This window comes from Bacillus infantis NRRL B-14911 (assembly GCF_000473245.1).
In the GTDB taxonomy this organism is placed as follows: domain Bacteria; phylum Bacillota; class Bacilli; order Bacillales; family Cytobacillaceae; genus Bacillus_AB; species Bacillus_AB infantis.
Genome location: NC_022524.1, coordinates 2335640 through 2358176, shown reverse-complemented (window position 1 = coordinate 2358176; position 22537 = coordinate 2335640). Strand labels below are relative to the sequence as shown.

At 45.0% G+C, this 22537-nt stretch carries 28 protein-coding genes and 1 pseudogene; 11 read left to right on the top strand and 18 right to left on the bottom strand.

Features of this window, described 5'->3' with window-relative positions; translation table 11 throughout:
- Positions 1 to 157: 157 nt before the first annotated feature.
- Together N288_RS11740 and N288_RS11735 are read right to left on the bottom strand one after the other, a co-directional pair.
- The gene (locus tag N288_RS11740; protein ID WP_022543878.1) at positions 158 to 430 is read right to left on the bottom strand and encodes a YqhV family protein; all 273 of its coding nucleotides are present in this window, start codon (positions 428 to 430) and stop codon (positions 158 to 160) included.
- 121 nt (positions 431 to 551) lie between these two features.
- The gene (locus N288_RS11735) at positions 552 to 1148 is read right to left on the bottom strand and encodes a biotin transporter BioY (protein WP_009793736.1); all 597 of its coding nucleotides are present in this window, start codon (positions 1146 to 1148) and stop codon (positions 552 to 554) included.
- A 100-nt stretch (positions 1149 to 1248) separates the two neighbouring features.
- Between N288_RS11735 and N288_RS11730 the strand changes: the two genes are divergently transcribed.
- The 5 genes and pseudogenes from N288_RS11730 to N288_RS11710 all read left to right on the top strand — a co-directional run bounded on the left by N288_RS11730 (position 1249) and on the right by N288_RS11710 (position 7173).
- Complete coding sequence (locus N288_RS11730; protein ID WP_009793737.1) at positions 1249 to 1692, top strand: NUDIX hydrolase; 444 nt, start codon at positions 1249 to 1251, stop codon at positions 1690 to 1692.
- 329 nt (positions 1693 to 2021) lie between these two features.
- Complete coding sequence (locus tag N288_RS11725) at positions 2022 to 3758, top strand: sensor histidine kinase (RefSeq protein WP_009793739.1); 1737 nt, start codon at positions 2022 to 2024, stop codon at positions 3756 to 3758.
- 1 nt (position 3759) lies between these two features.
- Positions 3760 to 4495, top strand: a pseudogene (locus tag N288_RS11720) (LytR/AlgR family response regulator transcription factor).
- Between the two features lie 148 nt (positions 4496 to 4643).
- Positions 4644 to 6089, top strand: a complete 1446-nt coding sequence (locus N288_RS11715) for a carbon starvation CstA family protein (RefSeq protein WP_009793742.1) — start codon at positions 4644 to 4646, stop codon at positions 6087 to 6089.
- A 145-nt stretch (positions 6090 to 6234) separates the two neighbouring features.
- The gene (locus N288_RS11710) at positions 6235 to 7173 is read left to right on the top strand and encodes a ketopantoate reductase family protein (RefSeq protein WP_009793744.1); all 939 of its coding nucleotides are present in this window, start codon (positions 6235 to 6237) and stop codon (positions 7171 to 7173) included.
- Positions 7174 to 7872: 699 nt separating this feature from the next.
- On the opposite strand, the gene N288_RS25385 is transcribed toward N288_RS11710, so the two are convergent.
- The 4 genes from N288_RS25385 to N288_RS11695 all read right to left on the bottom strand — a co-directional run bounded on the left by N288_RS25385 (position 7873) and on the right by N288_RS11695 (position 10332).
- Positions 7873 to 8010, bottom strand: a complete 138-nt coding sequence (locus N288_RS25385) for a hypothetical protein (RefSeq protein ID WP_009793745.1) — start codon at positions 8008 to 8010, stop codon at positions 7873 to 7875.
- 96 nt (positions 8011 to 8106) lie between these two features.
- Entirely contained in the window at positions 8107 to 9222 is a 1116-nt protein-coding gene (locus N288_RS11705) for a metallophosphoesterase (RefSeq protein WP_022543876.1), read from the bottom strand.
- Between the two features lie 199 nt (positions 9223 to 9421).
- On the bottom strand, positions 9422 to 9901 hold the full coding sequence (locus N288_RS11700; RefSeq protein WP_009793748.1) for a YusW family protein: 480 nt from the start codon (positions 9899 to 9901) through the stop codon (positions 9422 to 9424).
- 86 nt (positions 9902 to 9987) lie between these two features.
- Positions 9988 to 10332 carry a hypothetical protein gene (locus N288_RS11695; protein ID WP_009793749.1) on the bottom strand — a complete coding sequence of 115 codons (345 nt, stop codon included), beginning with the start codon at positions 10330 to 10332 and terminating at the stop codon, positions 9988 to 9990.
- 120 nt (positions 10333 to 10452) lie between these two features.
- On the opposite strand from N288_RS11695, the gene N288_RS11690 reads away from it, so the two are divergent.
- A complete protein-coding gene (locus N288_RS11690) occupies positions 10453 to 11010 on the top strand; it encodes a GNAT family N-acetyltransferase (RefSeq protein ID WP_009793750.1) in 558 nt (185 codons plus the stop codon).
- A gap of 63 nt (positions 11011 to 11073) precedes the next feature.
- Here N288_RS11690 and N288_RS11685 read toward each other — a convergent pair whose 3' ends face one another.
- The 4 genes from N288_RS11685 to N288_RS11675 all read right to left on the bottom strand — a co-directional run bounded on the left by N288_RS11685 (position 11074) and on the right by N288_RS11675 (position 13661).
- The gene (locus tag N288_RS11685) at positions 11074 to 12183 is read right to left on the bottom strand and encodes an AI-2E family transporter (protein ID WP_022543875.1); all 1110 of its coding nucleotides are present in this window, start codon (positions 12181 to 12183) and stop codon (positions 11074 to 11076) included.
- An 88-nt stretch (positions 12184 to 12271) separates the two neighbouring features.
- On the bottom strand, positions 12272 to 12475 hold the full coding sequence (locus tag N288_RS11680) for a hypothetical protein (RefSeq protein ID WP_009793752.1): 204 nt from the start codon (positions 12473 to 12475) through the stop codon (positions 12272 to 12274).
- A gap of 83 nt (positions 12476 to 12558) precedes the next feature.
- Positions 12559 to 12726 (bottom strand): hypothetical protein, encoded by a 168-nt coding sequence (locus N288_RS25125; RefSeq protein ID WP_022543874.1) that lies wholly within the window; start codon positions 12724 to 12726, stop codon positions 12559 to 12561.
- 65 nt (positions 12727 to 12791) lie between these two features.
- Complete coding sequence (locus N288_RS11675) at positions 12792 to 13661, bottom strand: dimethylarginine dimethylaminohydrolase family protein (RefSeq protein ID WP_009793755.1); 870 nt, start codon at positions 13659 to 13661, stop codon at positions 12792 to 12794.
- Between the two features lie 131 nt (positions 13662 to 13792).
- Between N288_RS11675 and N288_RS11670 the strand changes: the two genes are divergently transcribed.
- Complete coding sequence (locus N288_RS11670) at positions 13793 to 14371, top strand: YitT family protein (protein ID WP_022543873.1); 579 nt, start codon at positions 13793 to 13795, stop codon at positions 14369 to 14371.
- Between the two features lie 32 nt (positions 14372 to 14403).
- Here the strand turns inward: N288_RS11670 and N288_RS11665 are convergent, their stop codons facing one another.
- Both N288_RS11665 and N288_RS25850 read right to left on the bottom strand, forming a co-directional pair.
- The gene (locus N288_RS11665) at positions 14404 to 15720 is read right to left on the bottom strand and encodes a hemolysin family protein (RefSeq protein WP_009793757.1); all 1317 of its coding nucleotides are present in this window, start codon (positions 15718 to 15720) and stop codon (positions 14404 to 14406) included.
- Between the two features lie 74 nt (positions 15721 to 15794).
- A complete protein-coding gene (locus tag N288_RS25850; protein WP_224950349.1) occupies positions 15795 to 16163 on the bottom strand; it encodes a MerR family transcriptional regulator in 369 nt (122 codons plus the stop codon).
- A 423-nt stretch (positions 16164 to 16586) separates the two neighbouring features.
- On the opposite strand from N288_RS25850, the gene N288_RS11660 reads away from it, so the two are divergent.
- From N288_RS11660 to N288_RS11650, 3 genes are all read left to right on the top strand, one after another.
- The gene (locus N288_RS11660; protein ID WP_022543871.1) at positions 16587 to 16874 is read left to right on the top strand and encodes a hypothetical protein; all 288 of its coding nucleotides are present in this window, start codon (positions 16587 to 16589) and stop codon (positions 16872 to 16874) included.
- Positions 16875 to 16993: 119 nt separating this feature from the next.
- Positions 16994 to 17842, top strand: coding sequence for an MBL fold metallo-hydrolase (locus N288_RS11655; RefSeq protein WP_009793761.1), 849 nt, complete (start codon positions 16994 to 16996; stop codon positions 17840 to 17842).
- A 47-nt stretch (positions 17843 to 17889) separates the two neighbouring features.
- Entirely contained in the window at positions 17890 to 18186 is a 297-nt protein-coding gene (locus N288_RS11650) for a hypothetical protein (protein ID WP_009793762.1), read from the top strand.
- Between the two features lie 52 nt (positions 18187 to 18238).
- Here the strand turns inward: N288_RS11650 and N288_RS11645 are convergent, their stop codons facing one another.
- A complete protein-coding gene (locus N288_RS11645; protein ID WP_009793763.1) occupies positions 18239 to 18448 on the bottom strand; it encodes a hypothetical protein in 210 nt (69 codons plus the stop codon).
- 132 nt (positions 18449 to 18580) lie between these two features.
- Positions 18581 to 18901 carry an AbrB/MazE/SpoVT family DNA-binding domain-containing protein gene (locus N288_RS11640; protein WP_009793765.1) on the bottom strand — a complete coding sequence of 107 codons (321 nt, stop codon included), beginning with the start codon at positions 18899 to 18901 and terminating at the stop codon, positions 18581 to 18583.
- 264 nt (positions 18902 to 19165) lie between these two features.
- Between N288_RS11640 and N288_RS25675 the strand changes: the two genes are divergently transcribed.
- On the top strand, positions 19166 to 19300 hold the full coding sequence (locus N288_RS25675) for a hypothetical protein (RefSeq protein WP_009793766.1): 135 nt from the start codon (positions 19166 to 19168) through the stop codon (positions 19298 to 19300).
- 22 nt (positions 19301 to 19322) lie between these two features.
- Here the strand turns inward: N288_RS25675 and N288_RS11630 are convergent, their stop codons facing one another.
- The 4 genes from N288_RS11630 to N288_RS11615 form a co-directional block, all read right to left on the bottom strand.
- A complete protein-coding gene (locus N288_RS11630; RefSeq protein WP_009793767.1) occupies positions 19323 to 20081 on the bottom strand; it encodes a LamB/YcsF family protein in 759 nt (252 codons plus the stop codon).
- Complete coding sequence (locus N288_RS11625) at positions 20068 to 21045, bottom strand: 5-oxoprolinase subunit C family protein (RefSeq protein WP_009793768.1); 978 nt, start codon at positions 21043 to 21045, stop codon at positions 20068 to 20070. The genes N288_RS11630 and N288_RS11625 overlap by 14 nt, the downstream gene beginning before the upstream one ends.
- Positions 21036 to 21737: a 5-oxoprolinase subunit PxpB gene (pxpB, locus tag N288_RS11620; protein WP_009793769.1), complete on the bottom strand. Its 702-nt coding sequence runs from the start codon at positions 21735 to 21737 to the stop codon at positions 21036 to 21038. Before pxpB ends, N288_RS11625 begins: the two co-directional genes overlap by 10 nt.
- Before the next feature lie 73 nt (positions 21738 to 21810).
- A complete protein-coding gene (locus tag N288_RS11615) occupies positions 21811 to 22314 on the bottom strand; it encodes a CBO0543 family protein (RefSeq protein ID WP_129612176.1) in 504 nt (167 codons plus the stop codon).
- Between the last annotated feature and the right edge of the window lie 223 nt (positions 22315 to 22537).

Sequence of the window (22537 nt, the reverse complement as noted above, 5' to 3'; positions counted from 1 at the left end):
TGAAAGGCACGCAGAGTCCTTCGGTAAAACAGCGCCTCCCCGCAGAAAGCGAAGTGCACGGAAATCAACTGCACCACTCCAGCTGAAAGCTAAGGGATTGGAAAAATGATAATTAATTAAGCTTTTAATAAGCCTACAATCCATATATAAGCTGCGCTCAGCTCTTCACTCCATACAATATGCAGCCGACACCGGCAAATACCCAGAGCATCTTGGTAAATGAAACCTTATCGGCAAGGCCAATGAGCCCTATAGTGGTTGTTGCAATCAGGATTAGCGGGCCAACGAGGGCGAGAGAGCTGTTCAATACGAGTGCTTTTTCAATATCATTGTATTTGATGATCAGAAATGCAGCCAAAATTTCAAGGCTTCCCGAAAAAATCCTCAGTGAAGCCATCATGATTATGGTTTTTTCCAAAAGCTGAAACATAAGTACCTCCCAAAAGCAGTTTGCTATAGTATATGCAGCCGGACTGCCGGGAAGGACAAACAATTCCAGCACCTGCTGAAAGTAAAAAGATTCTGCCCATCATGACAGAATCTTTATGGCATCATGCTGACTGTTTCAGTTTATTCAAACGGCTGCCAGAAAGCGCATTCCGATTCAGTCTTAGTGCAAGAAGGCCGGCCAGTACGGAAAGTATGATATCCTTAGGCAGCGGAACCAGCATCCAGATCCATGCCATCGCATAAGTGAAGCCTTCCGGTGCTGCAAACCATAGTTTATAGGCTAGATACATATAGTTTGTCCCTAATATATAATTGACGGCCAGTCCCGTAAGCGCAGCTGTGATATAAGATGCTTTGCTTGAATTCTTTTCAATTATCTTCCCTGTTGCATAAGCTGCAAGAATATATGTAAGGATGAAGCCGAATGTCGGGCTGATGACAGTCGCAAAGCCGGAGCCGAATTTTGCAAACACAGGGACACCAGCGATGCCAACCAAGGCATATACAGTCATGGCGATGGCTGACAGCCTGCTGCCAAGGATGGCGCCAGAGAGGATCGCGATGAATGTTTGCAGGGTAATAGGGACCCCTCCGATTACCATGAATGGGACGAATGATGTGATATTTGCTCCAATTGCCATCAGGGCAGTAAACATACCGGCCAATGAAAGATGTAGCGGCGTCAATTTCTTTTTCATGAATTATGCCTCCCAGAATTGTTTTATACTAAAATAAGAATAAGATGGAAAACGACTATATGTCAACTGAAATTATATTTAGTTTACTAAAGGAGTTCGAATGATGGTGGACAGGCCAAGAGCAAATACATTGGGCATTATTTATAAGGACGGCCGCATCCTGGCGGAAAAGCTCAGCGGGAAGCATTCAAAGGGTGAGGGAGTCTTTTACCGCCCGCTCGGAGGAACAATAGAACTTGGGGAAACCTCGATAGATGCTTTGAAAAGAGAGTTCATGGAAGAGATAGGAGCAGAGATCAATATAGTGAATTATATTGCCTGCTTAGAAAACATTTACTCTATTAATGGAATCACGAGACATGAATTGACACAGCTTTATGAGGCCGAGCTTGTGAATGAGTCACTATACGAAAAAGAGTCCATTCCAGTGAACGAAAATGGGAGAAAGTCGGAAGCAAAATGGATACCGGTTATTTCTTTTATTGATGAGAGGGAAGTACTTTTTCCAGCAGGGCTTGAAAATTATCTAATCCGTTTCTTGTAATCCAAATGTGTACTTTTCTTCCTGCACGGGTATAGAACAGATAAAAGAAAGGGTGATAATCATGCAGACATATGGCGAGTGGTATACCCGCAGGCGTCCAGAATACAAAGGGTGGGAGAACCAGGATACTAATGAGATCTTATTCAAAAATGCTCTTTACTACGGCCTCCCATCTGTTGTCATGGTTGCGCTTTTAATATTAGCCTGAACAGTGAAGCACCTGCCTTTCCGGCAGGTGCTTATTTATGTTCTCTTTTCCTGGATAATAGTAAAGCTTAAGAAATTATAGTAAAATAGGGGCAATTAACTGGTAGGAAGAAGGTGTCCGTATGTTCGAGCTGCTGCTGACAATGCTCGAGAGGCTTGGCCTGATTGTTACCATAGCCTTCGTTTTGACCAGATTCCGTTTTTTCCGCGAAATGATATACCAGGAATCATTGACGGCAAAACAGCGGTGGGTCGCTGTTCTTTTTTTTGGATTCTTCGGTATATTCGGCACCTATACCGGTGTCAGTTTTGACACGGATACCCTGCAGTTCAGCCGCTGGGCGTCAGAGCTATCTTCAGATGAAGCCATTGCAAACTCCAGGGTGATCGGCGTGGTTCTTGCCGGACTATTCGGAGGATACAGGGTAGGGATTGGCGCCGGATTGGTGGCAGGAGTCCACCGTTTTACATTGGGCGGCTTTACAGCTTTTTCCTGCGGCTTGGCTTCAATCTTTGCTGGGATCATTGCAAGCATCCTGCATAAGAGAAACAGGCATGTGAAGCTGTCGACAGCGTTTTTTATCGGAGCCCTGGCCGAAAGTGTGCAGATGCTTATCATCCTTCTTCTCTCAAGTCCTTATAGTAAAGCTTCAGCTTTGGTCGAAACCATCGGTCTGCCCATGATTCTCGCCAATGGAGTCGGCTGTGCCATTTTCCTGCTGATCATCAAAAGCGTGGTCAATGAAGAGGAAAAAGCTGCAGCCATCCAGGCGCAGAGATCCCTGCGGCTGGCACGCCAGACTTTGAAGCATCTGCGAAAAGGGATGACCAGAGATGCGGCAGAAGAGGTATGCCGCATCCTTTACCACGAAGTCAATGCAAGCGCCGTGTCGATTACAGATGATGAACGCATCCTGTCTCATATTGGCGTGGCTGATGACCATCACAAATCAGGACATCTGATTCAAACAGATATAACCAGAAAGGTGCTTGGCCAAGGAGCCTTGATCATTGCCGGCAGGAATGATATCAGCTGCAGCAGTCCGTCATGTCCGCTTGGTGCTGCCGCCATTGCTCCGCTGAAGGAAAGGGGACAGACCATCGGCACCTTGAAATTCTATTTTAAGTCAGAAAAAGAAATTACCAATGTAGTCATTGAATTAATTTCCGGTCTGAGCATGCTCCTTAGCAATCAGCTAGATGCTGCAAGGGGAGAGAAAGCATACCAGCTTGCGAAGGATGCAGAAATCAAGGCACTGCAGGCACAAATCAGCCCGCACTTTTTGTTTAATACTTTGAATGTAATCGTTTCCCTGATTCGCATTGATCCAAAGAAAGCCCGCAAGCTGCTCTTGTCGCTTTCCCATTTCCTGAGGCAGAATCTTACGGGTACAACTTTGGAACGTACAACATTGAAGGAAGAATTAAAGCATGTACAAGCCTACTTGGAAATAGAGGAAGCAAGATTTTCTGACAGGCTTAAAACTGAATTCCGGATAGAAGAGGAAGCACTTTCTGCTCAAATTCCGCCGCTGACACTCCAGCCGCTTGTAGAGAATGCAGTAAAGCATGGCATCAAGGATAAGGAAGCTGACTGCAGGATCATTATTTCTGCTGCTGTTAAAAAAGAAGGGACAAAAGTTTCCGTTTCTGACAATGGGGCAGGTATCGAAACAGAACGCCTTCACCAGCTGGCAAGGGGCATCGTACCTTCCCTGACTGGGACTGGACTTGGAATTTATAATGTAAACAGGAGGCTGGCGATGCTCTTTGGGGAAAGAGCCGGACTTAATTTTGACAGCAGGCTGAATGAAGGGACGACAGTCTCATTCGTGCTGCCGGACAAAGGAGAAGAATAGCATGGAAAGAAAAATCAGCATACTGATTGCGGACGATGAGCCATACAGCAGGCAGGAGCTTGTTCACCTGCTGAACGAATATGGAGACCTTCAGGTAATAGGGGAAGCAGAATCTGGTGAACAGGCAGTCATCCAGTGTCTGCAGCTGCAGCCGGATGCTGTATTTTTGGATATTGAAATGCCAAAAATGAATGGCATGGAAGCCGCCCGATCGCTGAATGATTTAAAAAAAGTGCCAAAAATAATCTTTGCGACAGCTTACCCGCAGTTTGCGGCAGAAGCTTTCCGCTATGAAGCGGTTGATTATCTGCTGAAGCCCTTTGACGAAGAGCTGGTTAAAGAAACTGTATCAAGACTCAGAAAGATTTTTGCAGAAGAAGGCGACAGCACAGCCGCAGCCGTGAACCCGGGGAAACTGGCAGTGGAGGAAGATGGCAATATCTCTTATATTAGACCCATTGTCCATCCTATATATTTCTCGTGATGATAAAGTTTCAAGGATTGTTGCGAAAAACGGAAGCTATTCTGTTAAAACTCCATTAAAGGAGCTTGAAAGCAGGCTGCAGCAATTTCCTTTTTTCCGCATACATAAAAGCACAATCGTCCATCTGCCCTATGTATCAAGGTTGACTCCATGGTTTAACGGCGCTTACCAGCTTGAAGTGGAGGGGTCTGAAGAAATATTATCTGTCAGCCGGAATTATGCCAAAGGATTAAGGAGCAGGCTGGAAATTTAGTGATGCAGGCAGGAGTATTGTGCCTGCATTTCACCTCTCTATTTCAGCATCTTAAGACAGATTATTGACATGTTGGCCACAATTCCGCCACATTTTCCTCCAGGTGCCTTATACTTTCTGTAAGCGATTACAAAAGGAGGCATTTCAATTGTATTCTTTTATAGCAGGCATCATTTTACTTATAGCAGGGTATTTCACTTATGGAAAATTTGTAGAAAAAGTATTCGGCGTTAAAAAGGAGAGGCAGACTCCAGCTTATACGCACAAAGACGGCGTTGATTATCTGCCGATGAATACGAAAAAAAACTCTCTCATCCAGCTGCTGAATATAGCAGGTGTTGGTCCGATCTTTGGACCTATCATGGGTGCATTATATGGACCAGTTGCTTTCCTGTGGATTGTGCTCGGCTGCATTTTCGCCGGTGCTGTCCATGATTATCTGACAGGTATGATTTCCATCCGCAACAGGGGTGCACACTTGCCGGAACTGGCCGGAAAATTTCTCGGCAGCTTTATGAAGCATGTTGTGAATGCATTTGCCATTCTGCTGCTGCTTCTTGTGGGAACTGTATTTGTTACTTCCCCGGCAGGGCTTCTTCACAATTTGATGAACGGGTGGATGAGCATGGGCCTGATTCTTGGTGCCATCTTTATCTACTATATACTGGCGACACTATTGCCGATTGACAAAATCATTGGACGCTTTTATCCCATCTTTGGAGCATTGCTTTTGATCAGTGCGCTTGGAGTAGGGGCTTCGCTCATCATCAGCGGTGCGCCTATCCCTGAAATCAATCTGACAAACATGCATCCTGATAATGCACCGATCTTCCCGCTTCTGTTCCTGACAATTTCCTGCGGGGCTTTATCCGGATTCCATGCGACCCAGACCCCAATCATTTCGAGGACAACAGAAAATGAGGACCAAGGCAGAAAGATTTTCTATGGCATGATGATTGCAGAAGGCGTTATTGCCATGATTTGGGCTGCAGCTGCAATGAGCCTTTTCAATGGCTCTGCAGGCTTGAATGAACTGCTTGCAGCAGGCGGGCCTGCCGCAGTAGTAAGTGAAGCTTCCAAACTGACTCTTGGTGCTGTCGGCGGAACACTGGCTGTGCTCGGAGTGATAGTCCTGCCGATCACATCAGGCGACACTGCTTTCCGGAGTGCAAGGATGATCATTGCCGACTATATCCGCTTCGGCCAGCAGAAGCTGGGCAACCGCCTGGTTATCGCCCTGCCGCTGTTTGTAATATCATTTGCACTGACAAAGATTGACTTTGAGATTCTTTGGAGATACTTCTCCTGGGCAAACCAGTCTACTGCTGTCATCGCCCTTTGGGTAGCAAGCATGTACCTTTTCATTGCAAGAAAAAATTATTGGATTGCCATGATACCGGGCATCTTCATGACAATGGCCACCGTCACTTATATCCTGAACGCAAAAATCGGATTTGGCCTTTCAATGAATATATCGTATTTAGGGGCTGCGATTGCTACGGTTATTATCACTGTTCTTTTCTATAACGCTGCAGGAAGGGCAAGAAAGAACAATATCGCACTCGAAGAAGATATCACAGGAAGAGTTGCTTAAGATCAATTATGCGTAAGAGCCTGGATGAGCATTTCCGGGCTCTTCTGCTTAGATGCTGTGCTAAAATTAAAAATAATGCTGGAAATAAACGGAATGATGCAGGATTTATTTTTGCAGCCGTTTTCTGAGAAAGGAAGGTAAGAATATGCGTATATTGATTGCAGGGGCAGGAGCAGTAGGAGGGTATTTCGGAGGCAGGCTCCTTGAAAAAGGAGAAGATGTTACCTTTCTAGTAAGGGAAAAGAAATACGATCAGCTTCAGCAGAACGGCCTGGTCATCAACAGCGTACATGGAGATGCGATGTTGAAACCAAAGCTTCTGAGAACAGGGCTTCCTTCAGAAGAAAACTTTGATTTGATCTTGCTTTCTGTGAAAGCCTATCACCTTGAGGAAGCCATCGGAAATATTAAGCCTTTTGCTGGAGAAGGTACATGCATCCTTCCGCTGCTGAATGGCATTGCACATATGGACACGCTTGAAAGGGCCTTTGGAAAGGAGAGGCTCCTTGGAGGTCTTTGCTTCATAGAATCAACATTGGATGAAAAAGGAGAAATTGTTCAGAAAAGCGATATACAGGAGGTTGTTTTTGGCGAAATTGACGGGAGGGAGACCGGGCGGATTTCCCGAATACGTGAAGCACTTGCCGGAACAAAGGCTTCTTTCCGGTACAGCAGTGAGATCGTGAGTGAAATGTGGAGCAAGTATCTTTTTATCAGCATGATGTCCGGGCTTACAACGCTGACACGTTCGCCAGTCGGTCCTATAAGGGATACAGCAGAGGGGAGAAGCATCATAGAGGGGCTTGCTCTGGAAATCCTTCCTGTCATGAAAAGCTTGGGAGCGAATCTTCCGGATGATGCAAAAGAAAATATCATTAAGAAAATAAATGCAGTCGGATATCATATGAAATCTTCCATGCAGCGAGACATGGAAAAAGGCTTGCAGACCGAGTCAGCCCACTTCTTTAAATATCTCCTGGATGCAGCGGCTGAACACCGTTTACCAGTGCCAGTTCTGAATACCATCTATATGAATCTGCAGGTATATGAAAAGAGGAGGGAAGAACAAAAAGAGAGGGGGTAAACTCAAAACAGTCCGGAGACAAGTAATCAGAGGGTGTTAGTCAGAGCGACTAACACCCTCTGGCTGCAGAAAAGCGATTCAGAGGTCTTAGTCAGAGCGACTAATACCCTCTAGCCGCAGAAAAGCGAATCAGACGGTCTTAGTTAGAGCGACTAACACCATCTAGCCACAGAAAAGTAAATCAGACGGTCTTAGTCAGAGCGACTAATACCCTCTTGTCCACAGAAAAGCGAATCAGAGGGTCTTAGTCAGTGCGACTAAAACCGTCTGTCCACAGAAAAGCGAATCAGAGGGTCTTAGTCAGAGCAAATAACACCATCTAGCCACAGAAAAGTGAATCAGACGGTCTTAGTCAGTGCGACTAAAACCGTCTGTCCACAGAAAAGCGAATCAGACGGTCTTAGTCAGTGCGACTAACACCATCTAGCCACAGAAAAGCGAATCAGAAGGTCTTAGTCAGAGCGACTAATACCCTCTTGTCCACAGAAAAGCGAATCAGAGGGTCTTAGTCAGTGCGACTAACACCATCTAGCTACAGAAAAGTGAATCAGACGGTCTTAGTCAGGGCCCCCAAAGCCCACTTGCTCATTGAAAAACAGAAGCAGAGGGTTTCCCCCCAATCACAACTTCTGTTTGCCTGAAGGGGATTTCTAATTTCATTAGTTGTCTTAAAGTCTAATGCAGATCTTTAACCTTATACTATTGGAGAGCAAACCCCAGCAGTTTTATATCCTGGAGGATTTTCTGCTGGATATCAGGCTCTTTGCATTTTTCAAAGTCAGTGATCAATCTGCCAATTTCCCTAATAAAAAGCAAATATTCGCTGTCTTTCAGCATAAATAGTCACCCCTACTATCGAAATAGGTCTAATTTCATACATTTTAGTATAAAATAGCAGAGATTGGAAGTAAAGTAAAATTACCTGCAGTTCACTCATTTATGCTTTTTCGTTTTAGTATGAATCTCCTCTGCGAGCTGTTCTGCTCTCTGATCGTTTTCAATGCCGCCTGAAAGGCCCGGTGTATCAGGCAGAAAGACGGGGCGGACTTCGGAATGTGCTGATACAACTTTCCACTTTCCTTCATCAAGAGCCAGGCTGAAATCTATAATCCCTAAATGGCTTCCCCAGGAACCTGCCTGTACAGCCGGAATTCCATTGATTGTCCCTGCTTCCGAATCGATCAGACCGCTGCTGTCCCTGAGTTTAGGAGACGGAAAGACCTGGTGGGTATGGCCGAACATAATGGCATCAATTCCAGGCACCTTGCTCAGCCCGAGCACTGAATTCCTGCTTTTATCCTTAACCTGTTCATCAGCTTCGAGACCAGCATGTGCCAGTGCTATTATGACATCTGCGCCTTTTTCCCTCATAATCGGAATATAATGCTCAGCTGACTCGACCATAGATTTATTGCTGAGCTTTCCTTTTAAATGTTCTTCATCCCATTTCAGGACAACAGGTGTAATGAAACCAATCACACCAATTTTGACAGGATATTTTCTGCCATCATCTGCCGTAAAGTTCCGATGAAGAATCACATAAGGGGAGAAATAGGGAAGCTCTTCCTGGAATGATTCTGTACCCTGGATAAAGAGATTGCTGTTAACATAAGGAAAGGCTGCCTCTTTCAGCTTTTTATTAAGATAGCCCAGCCCGTAATTGAATTCATGATTGCCGGCTGCCGCGGCATCATACTGCAGCTCGTTCATAATGCTGATAATAGGGTGAGGCAGGCCGGGATGCTCATGAATATAATCTCCCAGAGCACTTCCCTGGATTAGATCGCCATTGTCAAAAAGAAGGGTATTATGTCTCTCCAGGCGCGCTTTTTTGATTAAGCTAACGGTTTTTACAAATCCGAAGCTCTTCACTTTTTTTCCGCTTTTATATTCGTAATTCAATATGTAAGAGTGAAGGTCCGTCGTCTCCATGATCCTGAGCTGCATGTTGGGATGGTGTTCGCTGAATACAGCTGAGCCTGAAGGAACACAGAGGAGCATGGTTAATAAAACAAACACGGTAATAAAAATGGATTCTTTTTTCAACATGGCTCACCGCCTTCCCGTGATTCTGTTATTGTGCCTTAAACACAAAGAATCATGCCAGAAAGTTAAGCGGAGGATAACTGTTCAGATTATAGAAGGAGGGCCGCAAATACCGCTTTCAGCAGCAGAGCCTTTTATTTCCCATTCAGGAACACAGTAAAAAATCTGAAGGGCTAAGTCCAGCTGTCCCTTCAGATTTCGTTTATTTTGAATAAGTTTTTTCTGTACCATCCGTAAAAGTTACTTCAACTTCAATATTTTCATAGTCTTCGTTAAGATCAAGGCCTTGTATTACCTGTACCAGTACCTCATCCTCAGAAGACTCTTCATCAAAAGTAAATTGCTTGAATGCTTCCAGCAGCTTGTCCAGCGCTTCATCTCCGTTTAATTCTTCATCATTTAAACCATCTTTGATCTCAGCTTCCATCGTATTATTTCGATCATATTCGTAATCAACTTCATACGATTTCATATCCGGATACTCAGCATCAAGCTCAAAATCTGTAAAATTGATGCGGGAGAAATCCTCAACCGGCTGTTTATTATCTGTATTCAAATCATCTTCCTGGCTAGGTGCGCTAGGGGGCGGATCCTGGACTTCATTCTCATCATTCCCGCAGGCAGCAAGCGGCAGCATCAGAAGGGCGGCTGCTATTGGTTTCAATAACTTCGATTTTTTCATGACAGACCTCCTATTTCGTTTTTATAATATGTATATTTCCTATTTCGCTATATTAAAAACGCATATGTGAGGTTTTCTGTTCTGATCTACTCTGCTGCAGGCAGCAGCCGGTCCTCTGAAAAGCATATTTCATGGAAAAAACTTTTCAGCAGCAGCCATCTGGCTGGATAGGCAGCAGCGAAGTCAGAAGCAGATTGTTCATTATAACATACGAGGCAGTCCAGCATCGTTCTGCCTTCCTTTAAGTCATAATAAAGGGCATGCAGGTTTTCATAATGCTCATTAATCTGCCAGCGGTTCAACTTGACAGGAGATATCCCGTTTAATTTCATATAATTTTGCGCTGCCTTCTTTTGGATTTCCTGTACAATTTCAGGCGCATAATCTCCGGCTGCCAGTTTTTCATTGATAAAATAAATGCCTTTCTTCATCTATGAACCCCGTTCCTGTGTTTTCTACCACTATTGACAGAAAAAACTGAGTTCATACAGGAAAGAACAGAAGATTATAGAATTCTTATAATAGAGTGAATATTAATGTGGAGGCTTATAATGAGTGTATTATTTGAAAATGGCAGCCTGAAAGTAAGAGAACTGGAAGAAAGGGATAAATTACACCTTGTACGCTGGCTGCAGGATCCGTCAGTACTGGAATATTACGAAGGCAGAGACAATCCTCATTCACTGCAAATGGTAGATGAGCATTTCTATAATCGGGACCGGCATGTGGCAGCCTGTATTTTTGAATGGGAAGAAACAGAACTGGGATATATTCAGTTTTATCCGCTGGAAGAAGAAGAAAGGGAGAAATACGGATACCTTCCGGGTATTTCTGTCTATGGTACAGACCAGTTCATCGGGGAGTCAAAATGCTGGGGAAAAGGAATCGGGAAGCTGCTCGTTCAGTCAATGATCAGCTATTTAATAAAAGAAAAGGGAGCAGACCTGGTAGTCATGGATCCCCAGACATGGAATGAAAGGGCCATTGCCTGTTATGAGAGCTGCGGAATGCAAAAAAGAAAGCTTCTCCCGAAAAACGAATACCATGAAGGTGAATGGAGAGATGCCTGGCTGATGGAATATGACAAAAAAAGCGGGATAGAATTGTAAAAAAGGAAAATAGGTAAGAACACCATAAAAAGGAAGCAAACTCAACTGAGTTTGCTTCCTTTTTTATAGGGCAGTATCTGAGCCCGAGACAACACTTTCTCTTTTTGCCCGAAGGAACCGGACAAAGTTCATGACAATTGTTTTTACAACCGCATACGTCGGAATTGCAAGGATCATGCCCAGAATTCCTGCAAGGTTTCCTGCCACAAGCAGCAGAATGATAATGGTAGCAGGATGTGTATCAAGTCTTTTGCCGAGTATCAGAGGAGATAGGATATTCCCTTCAACCTGCTGGGCAACGGCAATGACGATAATCGCCAGGATGGCCTTGGCCGGGGAATCGAACAGTGCGATCAATACAGCAGGCGCCCCGCCGAGAAATGGACCGACGTAAGGAATGATATTCGTAACAGCGACAATCAGCGCCAGAACGAGGGCATATGGCAGGTCAATGATCATATAGCCGATGAAGGCCAGAGTCCCGACGAATAAAGCTACGGTCACCTGTCCCTGTATGTATGCTGCCAGGGTTTCACCTGTCTCCTTCAGTGTCTTTAAACCTTCACTCCGATAAGAAAGAGGGAGGAATTTGGATATGGCAGCCGGAAATCTTCCGCCATCCTTGAACATATAAAAGAGCAGGAAGGGAACCGTTACAATCGTGACTGTAATATTGGCGACAAGGCTGAATACATTGGAAATTCCATTTGTCACCCTGTCAGGGATTGTGTTGGCAAACTCCATCAATGACCTTTCCAGATTTTCAATCGGGACATAGTCCTGGTTCATAACCCATTTGAACTGCTGCGAGCTTGAAAGATTTTCTAAGTAGATTCTTGTTCTTTGTGCATATGTCGGCAGATCATTGAATAATGCTGTAACCTGCTTTGAAATGATAGGAACAAGGCTGCCGATCACCAGGACGATAAGCCCGATGATAATCAGGTAGATGATTATGATGGCAAGGGTCCTCGGCAGTTTTCTTGCCTGGAGGAAATTGACGACCGGGTTAAGCAGAAAATAAAGGAAGCCTGAGATGATAATCGGGAAAAACAAGGTAGACACAAAGATTCCGATTGGTTCAAATAAAAAGGAGATTTTGGATGATACGTAAATGATGGCCACAATCAGAAGGATCTGAAGGGACCAGAATTGGATATTTTTTTTTGTCACAGAATTCACCTTTCGCTTTCGCTTTCTTCCTGTAAAAAGTATAACAGAAGTTAGGATAATTTTCCTGATAATTGCCAGGCTATGTATTTTAGGCGGACATCACCATTCGAAGTGCAAAATAAAAAGACCCAGATTGGCCCTTATGTTTGGATTTGTATAAAAGATCTTTCTTTGTTTTTGTCCTTCTCTCAGACATATCAATCAATGCATAAGGGCTTCTTTTGCTTTCCGGATTTCTTTTTCCTTCACGCACCATTTTAGCGCGCAGCTTCTTCGCTTTGGATTTAGCCATTTAATCTACACTCCTGTCTTTATGGAATGTATTTATTTTATAATATCCAGGTCACTCAAACAATGGGTTCCTGGTCCGCGGAGCTAATTTTTTTCTGAAAACTTCTGCTTTGCCTGTTTCAGTCCGGCGGCCAATGATTTCTCGAATTTACCTGGTCCATTCATATAGCGGCAAATTCCAAATATGGATCCCTCTTCAATGATCATAAGCAATAATAGTATAGGGATGATTGCAGGTAAAAGATTTATCACAGATTATGCCTCCCAACCAGTCATATATAAATCTTATGAAAGGAAGGGAGGCTTGATGATCATTTTTATCCTCTGATTCCGGGACTTTCTCTCAACACAGGAAGGGTGCAGCAGCGGAAGGCTCCCCCGGACTTAATGATTTCCGTTATATCCACTTCGATCACCTCGAAGCCTCTTTCTTTCAGCTGGCTGTTGACATTTTCATTTACCGTCAGACTGAAGATCTTTTTGTCCCCGATGCATAATACATTCGTGCCCAGGGAAAATTGTTCTTCTTTGGTTACTTCTATCAGGTGATACCTGGATTTGATGTATTCCAGTGCTTTCGGCTCAATTTCTCCTGGGAAAATCAAGGCTTCGTCTTCAGATATGACATTGAAGACACAATCCAGATGAAGGAATTTATCTGTAAAAGGGACCGTAATTACCTCATGATCAGGCAGAAGTGATTTCAAATGGGCAGCGGCTTTCTCATTTGTCCTGTCACTCAAGCCAACATAAACAGTGTCGCGGTCTATGACGATATCTCCGCCTTCAATTTTTTCTCCTATCAGGTTGAAATAGGAAATTCTCTCCTTCTCCAGCCATTCCTTGAACACATCCTCTTCTCCCTGCCTGATCCTGCTTGCCATTTCGGCCACAAACACCGTTTGGCCAAGCGTAAAACCGATATCCCTCGTGAATACCTGTTCAGGATATTTGCCCCTGGCCGGTAGGAGGGAAACTTCCACACCGTATTGCTCTAGTGTTTTGACAAAATTGCGGTGCTGCTCCAATGCCTTGTCAATATCAATGCCTTCTTTCAGAAAATGGCGCTGGGTCTCGTTGATCACATCTTTGATTGTCATATGCTCCGGTTCACATAGAACCACTTTTTTCAGCCGGTCATATTCGCTTCCAACATATGCCGGCATATCTGGCGTTTGCTTTACCATAATATCCTCCTAAGATTAGGTTACTTTCCTTACTATTCACCTAAACCAGGACAGTTATGAAAAAAGCTCATACTATCCCGGGGACTGGCTTCATATACTAGAGGACATGCATCAGCCAGGAGTGTTCAATCATGATTTTAAAAAAAACGGCTATCGTCCTTACTGGATGCCTACTTCTATCTTTGGGAATAAACGGTTTTCTAATCCCTAACAAGGTTCTCGACGGCGGTGTCATCGGGCTGGGTTTGATCTGCAACTACTTATGGGGATTTGAAGCAGGATTGTCCATCCTGCTGATGAGCATTCCGATATTTGCTCTTGCCTGGTTCAAGGATAGAGGTTATTTTTTCAACAGCCTGCACGGTTTGCTGTTGTCTTCCATTTTAATCGATATCATGAACCCGGTCAGCCGGTCACTTCCATATATCGACCCTGCAATCGGCTCTATAGCCGGCGGGGCGCTGGTCGGCCTCGGCATAGGCTTAATGCTCCGCTATGGCACCAGCACCGGGGGAACAGACCTGCTGGCGCAATTTATCGCAGACCTTTCAGGAATAAATGTGGGAATAGTGATTTTATTGATTGATTGCCTTGTCATATCAATCGGAGGCCTGCTGGTTTCAGGCGATACTTTCATGCTGTCCCTTATCACGGTCCTGACAGTAGGGCTGGTCACAAGCTTATGCACCTATCGGGCAGCAAAAGAGTAAGGAGGGCAGTGTTGGAGTCAAAAAAAAAGCCCTTACTCAGGGCTTTCTTCTTCAGCCAGTTTCCTGACCTCTATAAAAACAATATGATGGCCTTCCAGTTCTTTGACTGTAAAGGAATAGTTTTCCTCGATGATTTCTTCCCCCTGAACGACATCATACCGCTGGGAAAGGAACCAGCCGCCAAATGTGTCAACATCCTCTTCAGGCAGGTTTGTGCCAAGGAGATCATTGACATCTTCAATAAGAACCTTTCCGCTGATGATATAATGCCCCTCAGCCAATTTGCGGATGTCGGAGATTTCATCTGCATCAAATTCATCACGGATTTCACCGACAATTTCTTCTATGATATCTTCTACTGTCACAAGCCCCGCTGTCCCTCCATATTCATCCAGCAGCAGGGCCATATGGGTGCGCTCCTTTTGCATTTTAAGGAGAAGATCATGAATCGGTATTGTCTCAATGACCCTGATGGCAGGCTTCATGAAAGCTGTGATGGGTGAACCTGTCAGCGTTTCCCTTTTTACAGTGGCAGTCAGGATGTCCTTGATGTTGACGATTCCTTCAATATTGTCTTTATCTCCATTTATGACCGGATAGCGTGTGTACTTTTCCTCGCGGATGGTACCGAGGATATCCTCCACGCTGTCATCGATTGAAAGGCTGACGATTTCAGTCCGCGGCACCATGATTTCCTTGGCAAGCCTGTTATCAAATTCAAAGATGTTATTTACATAGGTCAGCTCTGATTTATTGATTTCTCCGCTCTCATAGCTTTCGGAAAGAATGATCCGGAGCTCTTCTTCTGAATGGGCCAGTTCATTTTCTGATGCAGGCTTAAGCCCGAACAGGCCGGTAAGGATCCTGGCTGAACCATTGAGCGCCCAAATGAAAGGGAACATCAGCTTATAAAACAAAATCAGCGGCTTTGCAAACAACAGGGTAATTCTTTCTGATAGCTGAATGGCCATGGTCTTTGGAGCCAATTCGCCGACCACTACATGCAGAAAAGTAATGGAAGCAAAGGCAATTCCGAAAGATAAAAGATGGGTTAGCGATGGATTAAGCTCCAAACTTTCAAAAAGGGGATGAAGCAGCTTCTCGACAGTGGGCTCTCCAAGCCAGCCAAGACCCAGCGCTGTGATGGTGATACCAAGCTGGCAGGCAGAAAGATATTCATCCATATGGGTAATCACATGCCTGGCCGCCTGGGCCCCAGGTTTATTTTCTTCAATCAGCTGGTCAATCCTCGAACTTCTGACTTTGACAATTGCAAATTCTGCTGACACAAAAAAAGCGGTTAAAGCAATTAAAAGTGCAACTAATACCAAATTGATAAATATGTCCAACGAATCGCCTTACAGAGTAAGGCTTACACCTCCTGGATGAGTAAAAAAGTCTACTGTAAGTTCCGGCAGGAGGGCTACATCAATAACAGGAGAATGGTCTGCATGAGGGATATGCTTTCAGCAGAAAGGTGCTTTTTAAGAGCTTCCTTCTTCAGTCCTTTATCCTCCAGATTTTGGAGCAGCTCGGAAAGCTCCTTATCCAAACCGGATATCTTTACTTTAAGTGTTTCATAATCGATAAGATCTGATTCTTTTTCCTTTAGCCTGTTCTTTATTTCTTCCAGTGAAAAGCTGTTCCTTTTGCACTGTTCGATATATTTAAGGGTGTCAAGAGCTTCTGCATCATAGTAGCGGTAGTTGGAAGCAGACCGTCTTGCTTTAATAAGGCCGATTTGTGTGTAATAATCTACCGTCCGCTTCGTTACATTCGCCCTTTTTGCAATCTCTCCGATTTTCAGTTTCTCTGCCCCAAACTCATCGCCTCCCCAGCAGAACGTTTTAGTTATAGTGAAAATGATAATCCTATTTATTTAAAATCACAATCATAAAGTTTTGGCGGTAATGGAATTTTCTTATCAGGATAGGGTAAAACCTATAAAAAGGACAGGGAGGAATTATTTTATGGACTCTACACATCCGTTTTGGCAGACTGTGCTTTCATTCTTGCCGCTGATTATTATTGCGGCAATTGTGGTCGCCTTTCTCGTCTACCGAAAAAGCAAGAGCAGGCGTTAGCAGGGCAAGGCCCGGCATTGAGCCGGGCCGCATTTTAGTTGAAATAGCGGGGCAGCTTCATTTACCATGATACATAACCGGGTTCCAGGCAATCCTGTCTCTATATTAATAAAGGAGGGAAACTGACCGATTTGGCACACCGCTGTTCGCATCCTTATCGAATATACAGCAGAAAAGTGGAGTGGAATGTACAAAAAGTGATTGAAACGGAATATCACCTCCACCTTTATGATGACCGGGTCGTTGCAGAAGACCGCGAGTTCCGGCTGGCTGATATCTATGATGTCTCCTACCGGGAACAGTCTTCTTTCGGGTTTTTATACTTGCATACAAACCATGGCCTTTATCCCTATAAAGTTTATATCAGCCCTGAGGACTTCATCAGGCAATACCGCATTGCTGCGGGCAAGGCCTATTAATCAGGCTGGCTGAGCATCCTGGCAGGGTGCTTTTTTTTTTCGCCTGAAACAGTGCGTATGAGCGACTAATTCGGCTTCAGAAGGGTAAAGATAGGCAGACTAGCAGAGGAGCTGATTCCATGAAAGAAAGTTCATCATCCAACCGTTTTCTCCCGGTTGCTTCTGCAACAAGCGGAGATATGAAAAATATCACCCCTGATGTCCATTGCCTGCCGATTCAAATTGTTAATGTCTTTTATGCTGAGCTAAGCGATGGCTCAGGTGACTGGGTGCTGATAGATGCAGGCATGCCAAAATCAGCTGAAAAAATTATTGAAGCAGCAGAAGATCTCTATGGCGTGGGAGCCGCACCGAAAGCAATCGTCCTGACCCATGGGCATTTTGATCATATTGGAGGGATAATCGGACTGCTTAAAACCTGGAAAGTGCCAGTTTATGCACATGAGCTTGAACTTCCATATCTGACAGGGGAGAAAGATTATCCTAAGCCTGATGCCAGTGTCGAGGGCGGGATGATTGCCAAGATGTCACCGCTCTTTCCGCATGAAGGGATTGATATTAGTGAATATATCCATCCGCTTCCTTCTAATGGTTTTGTTCCTCCATTGCCGGGCTGGAAATGGATCCATACACCAGGACATTCTCCTGGCCATGTATCCCTGTTCAGAGAAGATGACAGCCTGCTCATTGCAGGGGATGCTTTTGTGACGGTGAGGCAGGATTCCCTTTATAAAGTTCTTGTCCAGGAAGAAGAAGTGAACGGGCCGCCCCGTTACCTGACTACCGACTGGAAAGCCGCAGAAGCATCTGTCATCAAGCTGGCTGCTTTGAACCCTTCGGCCGCTGGAACAGGGCATGGCCGTCCGATGTCCGGCCCGGAATTGGCAGAGGGTCTGCAGAAGCTTGCCGATCATTTTGGCGATCTGGCTGTACCGGACCATGGCAAATATGTCGACGGGAATGCATAAAATGTCCTGTCCGGCCCAAACTAGAGATTAAAAAGGGGCTGGACTGCATGATTTTCTATGCATGCGTGAAGTATGAAGAACATGATCCTAATTCTTATAAAGGGATTGAAGTCACCACACTGGGATCCAATGATAAAGTGGCCGAATTCGAATCTTATGATCCGCTTGAAGATTACCGTAATTTTTCCAGCTGGGCTGAGAGTGTAGGCGAAAATAATGTAGGATTCTGCGACACATTCAAGGCTTTTGCCCATGATTACCGGCAGGTATCAGAAGAGGATTCAGAAAAGATGATCTCCATGCTGTATGGGGACCATGGCAGCTGCGGCTATGAATATTACTGACAGGCTTTTGAAGCTGTAAAAGCAGAAAAGCCCTGGTTATCCAGGGCTTTTCTTACTGCTGCTCTTCATCAAAATAACTCTCAAAGGCAATCCGGTCTGTCAGTTTTTCATTTTTGTAATATGGATTTTCTATTGTTGAGTTCTCAGGATCCAGATTGGTCTTGATGACGAGGAAAGGCACCGAAGAATGCTCTGCAATGAGCCTGTCATCCAGCTCCCTGAAATCTGGCATTTTTTCACTACCCGGCTTAATGGGGTCCATGCTTCCACCTCCTGATCTTAGGTTGCTGCCGGCAGGAATGCGCTATCCAGGAAAGCGGTGGAAAATAGAAAAACAGATTGCTTCAGACCTGATGCAGGTGCTGCCTACATTGTTTTTCGGGAGAAAAGGGGGCTAACCCGTCTTGCCCGGCATGATCTGCAAAATGAATTGCTTGGCCTGTTCATCAATGAAGAGGCAGTATTCCTCCTGATCCTTTAGGTCGAGCAGATTTCTCAGCTCCATTGGTATATGGATGGAACCATTATCAGAAACAAGCCTTTTATTTTCAGTACTCTTCGGATCTGCTTTTCTGATTAAGATCTTCTTGTCTTCATCTTCAAACTCCAGGTCGGCAAGCCGGCCTGGAAGAAGGTCGAATTTTTTTCTCCAGGGACTTGGAAGAAGGACTTTTCCGGTCTTAGTAAAATTTTTGCATTTATAGACGCTTTGCATCTTAACACTTCCCCGATTTTTTTTTACTGGCTCTCTGCTGGATAACGTTTTCGAGCTTACTTACTACATAGCACATGACGGAGCGAAGAAAACCTCTTATTGCATAGGAGGGGGAAAAAGGGACATTTTTAATAACGGAGCTTCGTTATCTGGAAGAATAAGAAGAGGATGAGAGTTTCAGCTTAAGTTTAATTAGGGAAAAATAAGGAGAAAGTACAAAAGGGCTGCGCCCTGTCATATGCCTATCGAAAAGGAGGAAGAAAGATGAAGGATGAAAAGAAGCTGATGAGCGAGGAAGAGCTTGATGCCCTCCATCATGTAATGGAAGAACAGATTGCATATATTCTTGTTGATGAAGAAGAAGAAAGATCCAGGGAAGAGCACAATGCTGAAGGGTGAAAAAAGGGGGGAGACCCCCTTTTTATGTGAATGAAGCAACCTCAACGCCTCTGTCCTTTAAGGCGGCATGAAGCGTCGCGGCAAACTCGAGCGCTTGGAGACCATCGCCGTGGAGGCATATGGTGTCTGCTTTAATCATGATCTCTTTTCCGTTCCGGCTGACAGTTTTGTTTTCAAGAACCATTCTCAGTACCTGGCCGACTGCTTCTTCCGCAGTAGTGATCAGGGCATCACTGCTTGATCTCGAAACAAGCGTACCGTCATCTTCATATCTTCTGTCCGCAAACACCTCCTGCGCAGCTCTGATTCCAATCCTTTCCGCTGCCGAGGTGCTTTCACTGTTATGGAGCCCAAAGAGCACGAGTTCCTCATCCGCACTCTGGACAGCCCTTGCTACCGCCTCTGCAAGCCGTTTATCTCCCGCACACATATTATAGAGCGCCCCATGTGGCTTTACATGGCTGAGCCTTCCGCCTTCTGCTTTCACAAAAGCTGAGAGTGCGCCAATTTGATACAGGACAAGGTCGAAGGCTTCTTCCGGACTAATTTCCATTTTTCTGCGGCCAAACCCCTGGAGGTCAGGCAAACCCGGGTGTGCACCAATGGCAGTCCCATGCTGAAGGGCAAGCTTCACTGTTCTGCGCATTGTCCCTGGATCTCCGGCATGGAACCCGCAGGCAATATTCGCGGATGTGATATAAGCCATGATTTCCTCATCAGATCCGATCTTGAAGCTTCCAAAGCTTTCGCCAAGATCACAGTTCAAGTCAATTTTCTTCAACAATGTGCACCTCTTTCTGCCATTTTTCATTGACGGTTTTTGTAAGGGATCCTATTGTTTTTACCTGTTCCAAATATGCCAGTTGTGCCTCAGCCAAGGAGGCAGGCGCAAACCTGATCTTATCTCCCGGTTTTTTCTGTGCCAGGATAGGAAGGTCTGCCGACAGGACTTGAGCGATTTTCGGGTACCCGCCTGTTGTCTGCCTTTCAGCCATCAGAATGATCGGATTGCCGTCAGCAGGCACCTGCACTGTTCCAAATGATACTGGTTCAGTTATCATTTCAATTTCCCTTGCCTTTGCTAGTGAAGGTCCCTTCAGCCTGTATCCCATCCTGTCAGAATCTGGAGAAATCGTAAATTCCTGTTCTGAAAATTGGTTTATAGCATCAGAAGAAAACCATTCAGACTGCCTGCCGGGCATCACCCTGATCTGATCCTGATGAAGATAAGAGGCGAGCGAGGGGGAGAAGCTCCAGCTTCTGCTGAATCTGCAGGAGGTTTGTCTGATGGGGAGGACATCGTTCTTTTCTAATATCCTGCCATCCAGGCCGCCGAATCCTGCTTTCAGATATGTGCTCCTGCTTCCCATCTGGCGAGGCATCAAGATGCCGCCATGGAAGGCCAGATATGTACGGCACCCTGCCTTCATCCTGCCAAAAGAAAGAACATCTCCTTTTTTCGCGGCGATCGGCTTTCCGCCTTGAATATTGCTGCCGCTCAGCTTTGCTTCTGTTTCAGCGCCAAAGAAGCTGAAGATGATATCTTTTTCGAAAAGCAGCCGGGGGCCAATCAAGGTAATTTCAAGAGCTGCTTCATCATTAAAATTGCCTGCTGCCAGATTGGCAAGCGTGTAAGAGAAAAGATCCATCGCACCTGAAGGCGATACGCCGAGATTTTGGTATCCTTTCCTCCCTGCATCCTGGATAGTTGTCATCAGTCCCGGCTTCAGAACTTTTATTCCCATAGGCTGCCGCCCCCTGACTGAAATTCTGCTTCTTTGATCGGAATGAAACGCAAACGGTCTCCGGGCTTTAGATAGCTGGGTTCTTCCCTATTTGGATCGAATAACGCTATCGGTGTTCTTCCGATAATCTGCCAGCCTCCAGGGGTCTCCGAAGGATATATCCCTGTCTGCCCGCCGGCAATGCCCACCGAGCCGGAGGGAATCTTCAATCTTGGGGAAGTTTTGCGCGGAGCCGCTATGCGCGGATCCATCCCGCCCAGGAAAGGGAAGCCGGGTGAGAAGCCAAGAAAGTAAATCTCATAGTCTCTTTTACTATGTATCTCTATAACTTCTTTCTCTGATAATCCATTTGAACGGGCTACAAAAGCCAGGTCCGGGGCGTGGGCTCCTTCATAGCAGACGGGGATATCCAAGAGCCGCGGAGATTGGACATCCAATTGTATTTTCTCTGCAAGCATTTCAGCAATCAAGGATGAGGCTGCTTCAAAGGGAGATAAGGTTCCGACGGCATACGGATCATAATGAACAGCCAGTGTATGAAAGGCAGGAACGCATTCAATCATGCCCCTGAAAGGTTTTTTGGATAAAAGGGAAGCCGCTTTCCTGACCTTTTGATTGCTTCCCGGGTCGATGCTGCTGCCAAATTCAAGGATGATGCAGCTGTCGCCTGCAGCATATGTATGATAATGCATATTTGCACCAGCTTTCTCTAAGTAGTCAGAAACAAATGAGTATACTGACTATTGTACAAGATAGCCACCTGATTTAAAAGGCAAGCTGGACCGGCACTTTAAAAAGCCAGACCATCAAAAGGATGATCACAGCTGACAGGCCGTAGGACACTAATGGCCGAATATGATGAAGCCTGATCATGATGTACATCACCGGGTAAAAAAGAAGCTCCATCCAATATTGATAGCCATTCTCAAAAACAATCATCCCTGTTGCAGCAAAGGGGAATTCAGCTGCAAAGGAAAGAACACTCCAAAGGATAATATACCGAAGCCGGCCATGCTTCTCCGGATAGAATGTCAAGTATAATACTGTTATGGTCGGAAGTATGGCGAATGCATGAAACAGCTCGCCAGCAAAATGCGATTCTAATGGAATGCTTCTGTGCTTCCACAAAAGATGATCTTTGCAGATAAAATTATACAATAACACCAATACAGAGGTATAAAGCATGGTAGGGTGAAAGACACGCCAGTTTTTCCATGCTTTCAAATAGCCGGCGCAAACAGCCAGGATAATGGATAAAGTAATATTCATTTTCTGCACCTCAATAGAAGAAGTCATTATATAATTTACTTTTTTTGTAAAAAATACTCCCCCGTTAGAGCTCTTTTCGTAAAGATTGTCTCTTTTAATTATTTGAGGGAACAGCAAACCTTGAAATAAGCGGAGAATTTCCGTTCAAGAAGAGCAAAGTAGCCCATTTTCCTGTTTTTGGAGTCGTTAGTCGGAATTTCTCCCTCTATTTAAACTGTTTTTA

What these genes read in the sequence shown, in the direction of transcription:
- N288_RS11640 (WP_009793765.1), bottom strand. Translation starts at nt 18,901, where the DNA reads ATGCAAAGCGTCTATAAATGCAAAAATTTTACTAAGACCGGAAAAGTC.
- N288_RS11680 (WP_009793752.1), bottom strand. Translation starts at nt 12,475, where the DNA reads ATGGCTAAATCCAAAGCGAAGAAGCTGCGCGCTAAAATGGTGCGTGAA.
- N288_RS11650 (WP_009793762.1), top strand. Translation starts at nt 17,890, where the DNA reads ATGATTTTCTATGCATGCGTGAAGTATGAAGAACATGATCCTAATTCT.
- N288_RS11690 (WP_009793750.1), top strand. Translation starts at nt 10,453, where the DNA reads ATGAGTGTATTATTTGAAAATGGCAGCCTGAAAGTAAGAGAACTGGAA.
- N288_RS25385 (WP_009793745.1), bottom strand. Translation starts at nt 8,010, where the DNA reads ATGCTGAAAGACAGCGAATATTTGCTTTTTATTAGGGAAATTGGCAGA.
- N288_RS11655 (WP_009793761.1), top strand. Translation starts at nt 16,994, where the DNA reads ATGAAAGAAAGTTCATCATCCAACCGTTTTCTCCCGGTTGCTTCTGCA.
- N288_RS11675 (WP_009793755.1), bottom strand. Translation starts at nt 13,661, where the DNA reads ATGGTAAAGCAAACGCCAGATATGCCGGCATATGTTGGAAGCGAATAT.
- N288_RS11645 (WP_009793763.1), bottom strand. Translation starts at nt 18,448, where the DNA reads ATGGACCCCATTAAGCCGGGTAGTGAAAAAATGCCAGATTTCAGGGAG.
- N288_RS11740 (WP_022543878.1), bottom strand. Translation starts at nt 430, where the DNA reads ATGTTTCAGCTTTTGGAAAAAACCATAATCATGATGGCTTCACTGAGG.
- N288_RS11710 (WP_009793744.1), top strand. Translation starts at nt 6,235, where the DNA reads ATGCGTATATTGATTGCAGGGGCAGGAGCAGTAGGAGGGTATTTCGGA.
- N288_RS11670 (WP_022543873.1), top strand. Translation starts at nt 13,793, where the DNA reads ATGATTTTAAAAAAAACGGCTATCGTCCTTACTGGATGCCTACTTCTA.
- N288_RS11730 (WP_009793737.1), top strand. Translation starts at nt 1,249, where the DNA reads ATGATGGTGGACAGGCCAAGAGCAAATACATTGGGCATTATTTATAAG.
- N288_RS11700 (WP_009793748.1), bottom strand. Translation starts at nt 9,901, where the DNA reads ATGAAAAAATCGAAGTTATTGAAACCAATAGCAGCCGCCCTTCTGATG.
- N288_RS11615 (WP_129612176.1), bottom strand. Translation starts at nt 22,314, where the DNA reads ATGAATATTACTTTATCCATTATCCTGGCTGTTTGCGCCGGCTATTTG.
- N288_RS11625 (WP_009793768.1), bottom strand. Translation starts at nt 21,045, where the DNA reads ATGGGAATAAAAGTTCTGAAGCCGGGACTGATGACAACTATCCAGGAT.
- N288_RS25675 (WP_009793766.1), top strand. Translation starts at nt 19,166, where the DNA reads ATGAAGGATGAAAAGAAGCTGATGAGCGAGGAAGAGCTTGATGCCCTC.
- pxpB (WP_009793769.1), bottom strand. Translation starts at nt 21,737, where the DNA reads ATGCATTATCATACATATGCTGCAGGCGACAGCTGCATCATCCTTGAA.
- N288_RS11735 (WP_009793736.1), bottom strand. Translation starts at nt 1,148, where the DNA reads ATGAAAAAGAAATTGACGCCGCTACATCTTTCATTGGCCGGTATGTTT.
- N288_RS11725 (WP_009793739.1), top strand. Translation starts at nt 2,022, where the DNA reads ATGTTCGAGCTGCTGCTGACAATGCTCGAGAGGCTTGGCCTGATTGTT.
- N288_RS11705 (WP_022543876.1), bottom strand. Translation starts at nt 9,222, where the DNA reads ATGTTGAAAAAAGAATCCATTTTTATTACCGTGTTTGTTTTATTAACC.
- N288_RS11695 (WP_009793749.1), bottom strand. Translation starts at nt 10,332, where the DNA reads ATGAAGAAAGGCATTTATTTTATCAATGAAAAACTGGCAGCCGGAGAT.